At 73.0% G+C, this 9619-nt stretch carries 11 protein-coding genes and 1 pseudogene; 7 read left to right on the top strand and 5 right to left on the bottom strand.

Annotation, left to right across the window (positions count from 1 at the left end):
- Window positions 1-65: 65 nt before the first annotated feature.
- On the bottom strand, window positions 66-938 hold the full coding sequence (locus ACFV4G_RS09645; protein ID WP_380438303.1) for an alpha/beta fold hydrolase: 873 nt from the start codon (window positions 936-938) through the stop codon (window positions 66-68).
- A 155-nt stretch (window positions 939-1093) separates the two neighbouring features.
- Here ACFV4G_RS09645 and ACFV4G_RS09640 point away from each other — a divergent pair, with 155 nt between their 5' ends.
- Window positions 1094-1690: a TetR/AcrR family transcriptional regulator gene (locus ACFV4G_RS09640; protein ID WP_380438302.1), complete on the top strand. Its 597-nt coding sequence runs from the start codon at window positions 1094-1096 to the stop codon at window positions 1688-1690.
- A gap of 122 nt (window positions 1691-1812) precedes the next feature.
- Here the strand turns inward: ACFV4G_RS09640 and ACFV4G_RS09635 are convergent, their stop codons facing one another.
- Both ACFV4G_RS09635 and ACFV4G_RS09630 read right to left on the bottom strand, forming a co-directional pair.
- Window positions 1813-2505 carry a hypothetical protein gene (locus tag ACFV4G_RS09635; protein WP_380438301.1) on the bottom strand — a complete coding sequence of 231 codons (693 nt, stop codon included), beginning with the start codon at window positions 2503-2505 and terminating at the stop codon, window positions 1813-1815.
- A 219-nt stretch (window positions 2506-2724) separates the two neighbouring features.
- Window positions 2725-2913 carry a hypothetical protein gene (locus tag ACFV4G_RS09630; protein WP_380438299.1) on the bottom strand — a complete coding sequence of 63 codons (189 nt, stop codon included), beginning with the start codon at window positions 2911-2913 and terminating at the stop codon, window positions 2725-2727.
- 327 nt (window positions 2914-3240) lie between these two features.
- Here ACFV4G_RS09630 and ACFV4G_RS09625 point away from each other — a divergent pair, with 327 nt between their 5' ends.
- Window positions 3241-3747 (top strand): hypothetical protein, encoded by a 507-nt coding sequence (locus ACFV4G_RS09625; protein WP_380438298.1) that lies wholly within the window; start codon window positions 3241-3243, stop codon window positions 3745-3747.
- A gap of 20 nt (window positions 3748-3767) precedes the next feature.
- On the opposite strand, the gene ACFV4G_RS09620 is transcribed toward ACFV4G_RS09625, so the two are convergent.
- The gene (locus tag ACFV4G_RS09620) at window positions 3768-4154 is read right to left on the bottom strand and encodes a YybH family protein (protein ID WP_380438296.1); all 387 of its coding nucleotides are present in this window, start codon (window positions 4152-4154) and stop codon (window positions 3768-3770) included.
- 115 nt (window positions 4155-4269) lie between these two features.
- On the opposite strand from ACFV4G_RS09620, the gene ACFV4G_RS09615 reads away from it, so the two are divergent.
- Both ACFV4G_RS09615 and ACFV4G_RS09610 read left to right on the top strand, forming a co-directional pair.
- Window positions 4270-5151: a helix-turn-helix domain-containing protein gene (locus ACFV4G_RS09615; protein WP_380438294.1), complete on the top strand. Its 882-nt coding sequence runs from the start codon at window positions 4270-4272 to the stop codon at window positions 5149-5151.
- Between the two features lie 189 nt (window positions 5152-5340).
- On the top strand, window positions 5341-6453 hold the full coding sequence (locus ACFV4G_RS09610) for an amidohydrolase family protein (protein WP_380438292.1): 1113 nt from the start codon (window positions 5341-5343) through the stop codon (window positions 6451-6453).
- 54 nt (window positions 6454-6507) lie between these two features.
- Here the strand turns inward: ACFV4G_RS09610 and ACFV4G_RS09605 are convergent, their stop codons facing one another.
- Window positions 6508-6705 (bottom strand): hypothetical protein, encoded by a 198-nt coding sequence (locus tag ACFV4G_RS09605; RefSeq protein WP_380438290.1) that lies wholly within the window; start codon window positions 6703-6705, stop codon window positions 6508-6510.
- Window positions 6706-6907: 202 nt separating this feature from the next.
- On the opposite strand from ACFV4G_RS09605, the gene ACFV4G_RS09600 reads away from it, so the two are divergent.
- From ACFV4G_RS09600 to ACFV4G_RS09590, 3 genes and pseudogenes are all read left to right on the top strand, one after another.
- Entirely contained in the window at window positions 6908-7753 is an 846-nt protein-coding gene (locus ACFV4G_RS09600; RefSeq protein WP_380438288.1) for a hypothetical protein, read from the top strand.
- Window positions 7750-9045 carry a hypothetical protein gene (locus ACFV4G_RS09595; RefSeq protein ID WP_380438286.1) on the top strand — a complete coding sequence of 432 codons (1296 nt, stop codon included), beginning with the start codon at window positions 7750-7752 and terminating at the stop codon, window positions 9043-9045. The genes ACFV4G_RS09600 and ACFV4G_RS09595 overlap by 4 nt, the downstream gene beginning before the upstream one ends.
- Window positions 9046-9211: 166 nt before the next feature.
- Window positions 9212-9619 (top strand): annotated as a pseudogene (locus ACFV4G_RS09590) (hypothetical protein); the annotation flags it as partial.

The raw sequence follows: 9619 nt of genomic DNA, 5'->3' as shown, positions 1-9619 counted from the left end.
CGCCCCCCCCGGGCGCGCGCGCCCCACCCCCCCCTCCCCGCCGGGCCCCGCGCCCCGGCCGGCGACTACCGGCTACCGGCCGTCAGCCGGTCGAGCTCGTCGGCGATGTCCGTCCACCGCTCCTCCGGCAGGTTGTGCCCCATCCCCGGGTAGCCGACGAACCGGGCGCCCGGGATCCGCGCCGCCACCGCCCGTCCTCCGGCCGGACGGACCAACGGGTCGTCCTCCCCGTGGATCACCAGGGTGGGCGCGGTGATCCCGGCCAGGCCCGGGGCCGGGAAGCGGACGGCACGCGAGGCGGCGAGCTGGCGGCGGCGGGCCGTCGGATCGTGCGGGTGACGGGCGTGGCACTCGGCGGCCACCGCGCGGGCCTGTTCCTCGGGGAAGCGGGCCCCGTCCGGGTAGGTCAGCCGCAGCACGTCCACGGTCCGGCGGATCTGGCTCGCCCGGTCGTCCCCGTACCGGCGGAACGCCAGCTTGAACGGGCGCAGCGGGTGGACGTACGCGAGGGCGCTCGCCGGCCGGTCGACCGGGATCGACAGCATGGAGGTCAGCGTGCGCACCCGTTCGGGCGCGGTCGCCGCGAGGTACTGGCCGAGCCCGGCGCCCATGGACGCGCCGCAGAGGTGGGCGTCGCGCCAGCCGAGCGCGTCCAGGACGGCGAGCGCGTCCCCGGCCATGTCGACGGCGGTGTACGCGGTGCCGCGGTGCCCGGTGAAGTGCGTGGAGAGGCCGCTGTCGCGGTGGTCGTAGCGGACCACCCGGTAGCCCCGCCCGGCGAGCAGGCGGCAGAAGTCCGTCCACCACCACAGCATCTGGCCGTCCAGGCCGGCGATCAGCAGCAGCGGCCGCCCGTCCGGTTCGCCGAACGCCTCGTAGGCGATCTCCACCTCGCCGTTCCTCGCCACCGCGCGCTCGTACGGGACTGACACGACCATCGGGGCCCCCTCGCCTCGCCGATTTTCACCATGCACTCGCATGGTAAAAGCCGCCGCGTATGCTTGGCAATGCACTCGCATTGCCAAACTGCCCCACTGCCGAACTGCCGCAGTGCCCGACCACCAGACGGACCGTCACGGGAGAACCACCGCCCATGCCCAAGCAGGTCGACCGCGAGGAACGCCGCCGCCACATCGCCGCCGCCCTGCTGCGGATCATCACCACCCGCGGCCTGGAGGGCGCCGGCCTGCGCGACGTCGCCGCCGAGGCCGGCGTCTCGATGGGCGCGGTGCAGCACTACTTCGCCACCAAGGACGAGATGCTGCGCTTCGCCATCGAGTACAACCACGAGCTGCTCACCGCGCGCTTCGCCCGCCTCTTCGCCGGCGACCGGATGCCCACCACGGTGCGGGAGCTGCTCGGCCGGCTGCTGGTCGAGCTGCTCCCGCTGGACGAGCAGAGCCGCGACGGCGCCCGGATGGGCGCGGCCATCCTCGCGCGCGGCGCCGTCGACCCGTCCGTGCGCGACGTCGTGACGATGGTGTACGAGGGCGCCACCGGCTTCCTCGCCCAGCAGCTGAGGCTCGGCCAGGAGCGCGGCGAGCTCCCCGCCGACCTCGACCCCGACCACGCCGCCCGCGCCCTCCACACCGTCGTCGAGGGCCTGCGCTGGCCCGTCCTCTTCGGCGTCTACCGCGAGGCCGACGCGCTCGCCGTCCTGGACGAGCACCTGGACCGGCTCTTCGGCTAGGGCGTTTCAACCGGCGTGGTGAACACTGCGCCCGCCCGGAGCAGGCTTCCCAGCGGGCGGTTCACTGAGAAACCTGCTCCGACCTGCGTGCGGTGCGGGCGGGTACCGGTGGATGACGCGGGCTACTTGCGCTGGAGGTTGACCGCGTCGTCGCGGACCCAGTCGTAGTGGCCGCCCTGGCCCTGCGGGGTCTCGTAGAAGGTGTGGCCGTCCCACCTGGTCGCGCTGCCGGTGAGCTTGACGCACTGGTCCTTGCGCCACCGGCTGCCCAGGTTGGTGAAGCCGCCGACCTCGTTCCAGGTCCGGATCCAGTCGGTCCGCTGGCGGTTCGGCTCGCCGTAGACGCGGATGTCCGCCCGCCAGGCGTCCGCGAGGTCCTTGGTGACCCTCGCGTCGCAGTTCACGCTCTCCGCGACGTCGCGCAGCTGGTCCAGGTCCACGAGGTGGGACTCCACGTAGCCGCCCTCGCCCCTCCTGACCACCGCCTTGGCGAACTGCTTGTACACCGCGCCCTTGTCGTTCTCCTTGGCGATGCTCCAGTAACCGTCCCAGCCGGTGTACCAGCCGGGGGCGTACTTGTTCTCGTCCAGCTCGATGAAACAGGTGTCCTTCGCGACGCTCCGGACCGTGCCCTGGGCCCGGCGGTAGCTGCCGTCGGCGTGGCTCAGGTAGGAGACCGCCTCCACCTTCGTCCACCCCGCGCAGGCCGCCGCGCCCGTCCCGGCCTGGGGCTGGGCGACGGCCTGCGTGCCGCCGCCCAGCACGAGCGCGGCGGCGACGGCCACCACGGCAGCGATCGGGACCTTGGTATTCATCACAGGAACTCCTTGCATCTGATGACGTGTCAAACATGCAGCGCAGCAACCAGCACCGAGATCGAAGAACCGCGGCGCCCTGCGGGGCCGGCCGCGGACAGCGATCTGGGCCGCCCTTGCCGTGAAGGGCGGCCCAGTGACCGCACGGTGCGCCCGGCTTCCCCGCGTAGTCGCGTGCCGGTCAACCGCGAGGCGCCGGGGCGGTCACGCCTCGGTCTGTCACTCCGGCAGGGGCTTGACGATCGTGTGGGTGATGACCTGTCCCTGGATGTGCTTGACCTCGAGCTTCTGATGGCCGACCGACTGGGCGGCCTTGACGGCTGTCGGCTTGGCGGCGGTCTCGGCGGCGGCGGTCTCGCCGGCTTCGGGCTCGTCGGCGGTGGTCTCGGTGGGCTGGTCGTCGGCCATGGACGGGCTCCTTCTGTCATGCGCGGATCGGACTTGGTCGATCTTCCCCGGCCGCAACGTGGAGTAACCGGTCGAATACCGGCCAGGCGGGCGCGGTAGTGGCCTGGACGGTTCGTCGAACGGGCACGAGCGGCCGCCGTCCGGGGCACGGTGTTTCCACAGGACCCGCCGGGCCGGGTCACCCGTGCGACGGGTCCCGCAGGACAGCGGGAGGCCCGCCGACCGAGCATGGGGGCGTGCGGCGAGCGCGTCCGGTCCCGCACACCCGACTGCGGGCCCGCCGCGTCCCACCGGCGGCCGCCCCGGCCAGACCCCCAGGAGTCCCCGATGACCCCGCTGCCCACCGTCGCCGACGGCATGAGCGCGCCGGAAACCATCACCGCGCTGCGCACGCTCCTCGACGAGCACGCCGCGACCATCGCCCACCACCCCGCGACCGTCGACCGCATCCGGGTGCTCGTCGCGGAGATCGCCGCCTTCCCGTCCCGCGACGGGTCCAGGGGCCACGCAGGCATCAGCACCGACACCGGCACCGGCCACCGGAGCGCTCCCGGCGGGCCCTCGCAGATCGACGCCGTGCTCGACCGGCTGATGGCCCGGACCGGCCCGCTCAGCCGCGACGCCGAGGTGACGGAACGGATCCGCCGCCTCCACCGCGCCGTCACCGACGCCGCCAACGCGTCCCCCGGCACCGACACCCTCTCCCAGCGCGAACGCGCCTCGGCCCTCGCGCTCCTGGACCTCCTGATCGCGCGGGCCCCGGAGATCGGCGCCGACCCCGGGGCCACCGAACGCGTGCACACCCTCAACGAGGCCGTCAGCCTGGAGAACTGACCGCGGACGCGCCCGACGGCTCAGGCGGTGCCGAGCGGGTTGAGGAGCGCGAAGCGCCAGGTGCCGTCGTACGGGTCCCGGCGGGCGATGTTGGCGGTGGTGCCGGTCCGGGCGGTCCGCCCGCCGCCGGGGGTGTCGACCTCCAGGGTCCAGTCGTTGACCAGCAGGGCACTGCCCGCGCCGACGAGCGTGTGCCGCCGGACGTTCGTCAGCGTGCCGTGGACGGCCACGGTGCCGCCGAACTCCGCACGGAGCGCGTCGGTGCCCGTGATGAACTCGCCGGCCACCGTGCGCATGGCCGCGTCCGGGGCGAAGAGGGTCAGGACGGTGTCGACGTCGCCGGCGTTCAGGGCGTGCTCGAACGCGATCGGCAGCTGCGCGGGATCGGTGATGACGGGGACGGACATGGTGAAACATCCTCACGTGTCGTAGTGGTGACGGTGACGGTGACGGCCCTCGGCCGCCGTGCCTCCACGATCCCGCCGGGGCCACCTCCCCGGCGAGGTAGAGTCGGGACTCGCCATGGTCGAAAACGGACACCGCGTCGTCATCGAGATCGCCTACGACAACCCCGACCCCGCACACCCGGGGGTCGAGGTCCTGACCTTCGAGGCGCTGAAGCAGCGCCTGAAGAGCTCCGTCGCCCGCCGGCCGAGCCGGCTCGACTTCCACCAGCTGGTGCTCGTGCGCGGCGGCGAGGGCACCGCGATGGTCGATTTCGTCCCGCACCCGTGCACGCGTGGCACGCTCCTGCACCTGCGCCCCGGCCAGGTGCAGCGCCTGCCGTCCGGCGCCGACGGCCGCCCGGCGGCACTCGACGCCGTCCTGCTCCTCTTCACCGCCGACTTCCCACCGCCGCTGCCCGCGACGCACGCCGCGCTCGACGGCTTCGGCCCGGTCGCGTGGCAGCTGCCGCCCAGTGAGTTCGGCGCCTTCGACCGGGCGGCGGCGGAGCTGGAAGCCGAGTACGCGGCACTCCGAACCGGCGCGGCCCCCGCCGGCCTTTCGAGCGCGCTGCTGCGCCAGCTCCTCGGCGCGTTCCTCATCCGCATCGCCCGCCTCCCGGGCCCCACCGGCGAACCCTCCCCCGACCTCTACCTCGCCTTCCGGCGCGAACTGGAACGGTCCTTCGCCACCACCCGCTCCGTCGAGGAGTACGCCGCCCGCCTCGGCTACTCCCCCCGCACCCTCACCCGCGCCTGTCTGGCCGCCACCGGCCGCACCGCCAAACAACTCGCCGACGCCCGCGTCGCGTTGCAGGCCCAGCGCCTCCTCGCCCACACCGACCTCCCCGTCGCGACCATCGGCCGCGCCCTGGGCTTCGGCGAGCCCACCAACTTCGGCAAGTTCTTCACCCGCGAGACCGGCCGCACCCCGGGCGCCTTCCGGCGCGCCCAGCGCTGATCCGGCGACAGGTCCGGCTGCTTCGCATCCGCTCCAACGGCCCCATCCCGGCACCCGTTCGAGCGGCCGGCCGCGCCGACACCTCTCCGGGCGCCGCCGACCGACGAACCGTCGGGCGAACCTGGCCCCCCAGAGATGCTCTCCGAGTCGGCGCCCCGCGCCGACCGCTCGCCACGGGAGGCGCCCCCCTTGAAGAACACCCTCCGGACCAACAGACCCCTGGCCGCCATCGCCGTCTCGGCCGCCGCGATGGCGGTCGTCGTCTCCCCGGCCGGGGCCGGCCAGGCCCTCGCGGCCCGCGCCTGCTTCGACCGCGCCAAGCAGCCCTACACCTCGGTGGTGGACAGCCACCTCCACTTCCGCCCCTTCGGCGGGCGGGCGATCCCCTTCGAGGAGATGACCGACTACCTGCGCAAGAGTGGCGTCCGCTACGCCAACATGTTCGGCATCGGACAGGTCCTGCCCGCCGACTCCGACTGCGTGTACTACCTCGACTGCCCCGGCACGCCGGTGCGGCCCAGCATCCGCAACGACATCGCCAACGCCGAGAACCTCCGCGAGCAGCACCCGGACGACCCGCACCTCACGCTGTCGATGACCTTCATGGACCTGCACCACCCGGAGACCGTCCCCGCCGGAATCGCGCTCTACGACCGCGAGTACCCGAAGATGTTCACGTGGGCCGGCGAGGTCAACGTCGTCAAGCAGGCGCTGTTCGCCAACCAGGCCGAGTCGGCCGACAGCGACGACATCGCCGACTGGGGCCCGTTCATGCAGGTGTACCGGGAGCGCGGCATCCCCGTCACGTTCCACTCCGACCTCGGCAACGACGCGGAGCCGACCAAGTACCTGCACCTGATGGAGGAGATCCTCGACCGGTACCCGGTCAACAAGATCGTGTGGGCCCACATGGGACTCTCGAAGGAGCTCGCCACCCTCGACCCCGACGAGCACATCCGCATCCTCGACCGCCTCCTCGACGCCCACCCGAACCTGACGCTCGACCTCAGCTGGCGCGTCCTGGAGGACCTCTACTTCAGCCGCCCGGGCGTCCGCGAGAAGTACGCGGCCTTCCTCGACCGCCACCCCACCCGGGCGATCACCGGGACGGACTTCGTGGCCGCCCGGAACAAGGACTACGCGGTCTACGAGCAGGAACTGGAGGTCACGAGCCGGATCAACCGCGCGCTCGGCAACGAGGCCTTCCGGGACATCGCCCTCGGCCAGAACTACTTCGCCCTCCTGGGACTCAAGGACGAGGCCCCGCGCATCTGCCGCACCCGCCCTCGTTCCGACACCTGACGGTCAGAGCCCCCACAGGCCCTTGTGCATCAGGTCCGTGGGGGCCCACCGGGCTCAGCGCGCCGCGAGCAGGTACCCGAGGGCGGCGGCGGTCCCGGACGTGATCAGGCCGGACGCCAGGAGGTGGAGGCGGGCCGGCACCTCCAGCGTCAGGCGGATCCCTCCGACGCGGACGTCCAGGACCGGGCCGACGGGGTCGGGCCGGGTGAGGGACTCCGACGAGGCCTGAGCTGGGATCTGGTCGTGCGACATGGTCGCGTCTCCTGGCGGTGCGGTCGGGTCCGGCGGACCCGGTTCGTTTCGGGCATAGGTCGGGCGCACCGTCCGGACCCACGCGAGCGGCCCAAAAATCTTTTCCCGAAAGAATTGTGACGATGCGTGGGATCGCGCTCGTCCGCGGGCCTACAACGCCGGCAGGAGCAGCGTGGTGCTGGGCCGCAACGCGGGAGGGTCGATGGTGCAGGTCGAGAGGAGCGGCGCTTCGCCGTACCCGGCACCGGCCAGAGAGCCCGCCCGCGCCCCGGCCGACTCGCTCGCGCGCCGGAAGGCGGACCAGGACCTCGTCGACCGGCTCGCCGCCGGGGGCTGGACCGGGCCCGACTACGTGCTGTTCGAAGCCGCGATGATAGCCACGGGCACGAAGGTGCTGCGGCACTGGATCGTCACGGAGCAGATCCACCACCGCTGTTTCACCGCCGGCCGGCCCCTGGACACGGATGCCGGGACGCGGCGGGTCCTCCGCGAGCGGGTGGACGAGCGGGAGTCGCTGATCGGCGAGACGGTCGCCCTCGCCTGGACGCGGTTCCGGGAGAAGGCCTTGATCGAGGGCGGCTGGAGCTGCGCCGGCGGTGCCACGCTCGCCTCCTACTTCGTGGGCGCGGTCCTGCTGGCCTTCCCCGGCGCCCACCGACGCTGGTGCCGGGAGTTCGGGGCGGGTGCCGCCGTCGAAGTCCCGCTCGGCGACGCGCTGCCCGACATCGTGGACGGCGGGGAAGTGCAGCAGGACCGCGCCCACGACGACATCGTGCCCGACCTGGCGGCGTCCGAGACGGTGATCGCCGACCTCGGGCCGGACCTCACCCCCGAACAGTGCCGGATCCTCGCGGAGATCTTCCGCTGGCGCGCCCTGGGACTCACGGACAAGGAGATCGGGGCCCGCCTCGGACTCTCCGAGGGCGCGGTCTCCATGCGGGTCAAACGGCTTCGCGACCACCTCGGCCGCGGCCGGCAGCGCGGGCCCCGACAACCCGGCGAGCAGCAGGACCCCACCAACGAGGAACGGAGGAGGACGCACCCATGACCAATCCCATGCCCGAGGCCGTCACCGGCGACCTGATCCGTTGGGCCCTCACGACTCTCCGCACCGCGGGCACGAGCGACGCGGGCGTCTGGACGCGGGAGTTGGAGCGTGTCCGCCTGCCGTCGCGCGGAGGCGCGGAAGTGGACGTCGGCAGACTGAGCCCATCGCTGCGGGGCTTCCTGAGGACCCTGCGGGGCTCCTCGATCGCGCCCGAACTCGATCCGGAGTCCATTGAGCCGGTGCTGGACCGGAACGTCTACGAGTGGGATGACGCCGAGGAGGAGAGCCCGGTGGAGGAGCCCGTCCGCCGCGTCGTCGTGGTCGTGGACTGCGAGCGGTCCGGCATCCGCAACCACCGTGACCAGGAGTTCCGGGACGCGTGGTTCCGCGCGGTGACGGAGGCCTGCTCGCGGGTCGTCGGCTGGCAGGACTGCAGGGTCGACCGGGGTGACCGGGGTGACGGGGTGATGGCCCTGCTGCCGAGCGACGCGGACGGGGAGTCGATCGCCCGCTGGTTCCGCCTCGTGGCGGCCGGGCTGTCCCGGGAACACCGGCCGCGCTACCTGGCCGGCGTCCTGGGGACCCGGTCATCGGATCGACGCGTGCTCTGGGATCTGGGCCGGAAACTCGGTCTCCTCAGGTCGGTCCGGGACGAATTCCTGCACCGGAACGATCCCGGGCCGATCCTGGTGCTGCCCGAGTCCGTGTGGGAAGACCTGGCCGGACCGGACGGACGGGTGATGGGCATCCGTCGGTGGCAGCAGGTCACGCCGTCCGGTTCCACCGACCGGGCATGGGCCGCGCCCTGGTGGCCGACACCGGCCGGCAGGCCACCGGACGACGCCCTTCGGCGCGCAGCCCGTACCGCGCGGCAACTGGCCGGCGAGCTGACCCGGGCGCGGATCGGACACAAGACGAGGGCCGACCCGGCGTGGGAGCTGGACGAACTCGGGATGGCTGCCAAGCAGTTGTCGGCGGACCTGGCCAATCTGGCACGCGCCGTGAGCGAGCCGGGCCAGAGGCCGCTCATGCAGGAGATCTTCCGCCAGGCCTCCCATGCTGCGACGAAGTTGACCATGATGGCCGCGTTCGGCCGGCGCAGCCACGTGGGGAGCGCCGAGCGTCAGTTGTACATCGTGATGGTGCGCCTCTACGAGATCGTCGGGGACGACGACGAAGCGGAGCCGGTGCACGAACGCCCGCCCGGCCGGCCCGATCAGTGGCGGGTGCATCACCGGCGGCCGGACCTCCGGCTGTCGGCGGCCGTCCGGAGTGTCCACGAGGGCCACTGACCCACACGCCGTGTGGTCCCGCGCACCATCTCGATCGGGATCGAGCAACTCCCGATCCTGGGATCCACGAGAAGTGCCACGCATGATCGAAGTTGATCATTCCACCTTTGCTGCGCCGCCCCTCCCCCTAACGTCTCCCCCGGTACGACACACGAGGGAGCTTGCCATGCGGGACGTTGTGCGGGAGTCGGCGTCGGCCGGGCGGATGGTGGTGTGGGAGGAGTCCGCCCGGGACGGGGCGCAGGCGAAGACGTTGATGCCCGGTTCGTTCCGCGTGCGGCTGGCGTGTGCGCAGGGGGCGGTGTTCGGGGCGGACGGGCCCCGGCACGTCGTGTTCGCCGCGGGGTTCCCGGCCGTGTGCGCCGAGGAGTTCGAGGCGGTGCGGCAGGTGGCGGTGGAGGCGGAGGGGCGGGTGAGCGTCGCCGCCGTGTGCCGGGCGACGCCCGCCGACGTCCGGCAGGCCGTCGCCTCGGTGCGCGGGACCCGCCCCCCCCCCGCCAGGCGCGGGCGCGGGCCCGCCCCGGCGCGTGCGCGGGGGGAGGGGGCGCCCGGCGCGCCGGGCGCCGCGGGCCAC

Origin of the sequence: Kitasatospora sp. NPDC059747, from assembly GCF_042732955.1 — a bacterium.
In the GTDB taxonomy this organism is placed as follows: Bacteria; Actinomycetota; Actinomycetes; order Streptomycetales; family Streptomycetaceae; genus Kitasatospora.
The sequence above is the reverse complement of the archived record's forward strand: the minus strand, read 5'-3'. Positions and strand labels throughout refer to the sequence as shown.

What these genes read in the sequence shown, in the direction of transcription:
- ACFV4G_RS09645 (WP_380438303.1), bottom strand. Translation starts at nt 938, where the DNA reads ATGGTCGTGTCAGTCCCGTACGAGCGCGCGGTGGCGAGGAACGGCGAG.
- ACFV4G_RS09640 (WP_380438302.1), top strand. Translation starts at nt 1,094, where the DNA reads ATGCCCAAGCAGGTCGACCGCGAGGAACGCCGCCGCCACATCGCCGCC.
- ACFV4G_RS09635 (WP_380438301.1), bottom strand. Translation starts at nt 2,505, where the DNA reads ATGAATACCAAGGTCCCGATCGCTGCCGTGGTGGCCGTCGCCGCCGCG.
- ACFV4G_RS09630 (WP_380438299.1), bottom strand. Translation starts at nt 2,913, where the DNA reads ATGGCCGACGACCAGCCCACCGAGACCACCGCCGACGAGCCCGAAGCC.
- ACFV4G_RS09625 (WP_380438298.1), top strand. Translation starts at nt 3,241, where the DNA reads ATGACCCCGCTGCCCACCGTCGCCGACGGCATGAGCGCGCCGGAAACC.
- ACFV4G_RS09620 (WP_380438296.1), bottom strand. Translation starts at nt 4,154, where the DNA reads ATGTCCGTCCCCGTCATCACCGATCCCGCGCAGCTGCCGATCGCGTTC.
- ACFV4G_RS09615 (WP_380438294.1), top strand. Translation starts at nt 4,270, where the DNA reads ATGGTCGAAAACGGACACCGCGTCGTCATCGAGATCGCCTACGACAAC.
- ACFV4G_RS09605 (WP_380438290.1), bottom strand. Translation starts at nt 6,705, where the DNA reads ATGTCGCACGACCAGATCCCAGCTCAGGCCTCGTCGGAGTCCCTCACC.
- ACFV4G_RS09600 (WP_380438288.1), top strand. Translation starts at nt 6,908, where the DNA reads ATGGTGCAGGTCGAGAGGAGCGGCGCTTCGCCGTACCCGGCACCGGCC.
- ACFV4G_RS09595 (WP_380438286.1), top strand. Translation starts at nt 7,750, where the DNA reads ATGACCAATCCCATGCCCGAGGCCGTCACCGGCGACCTGATCCGTTGG.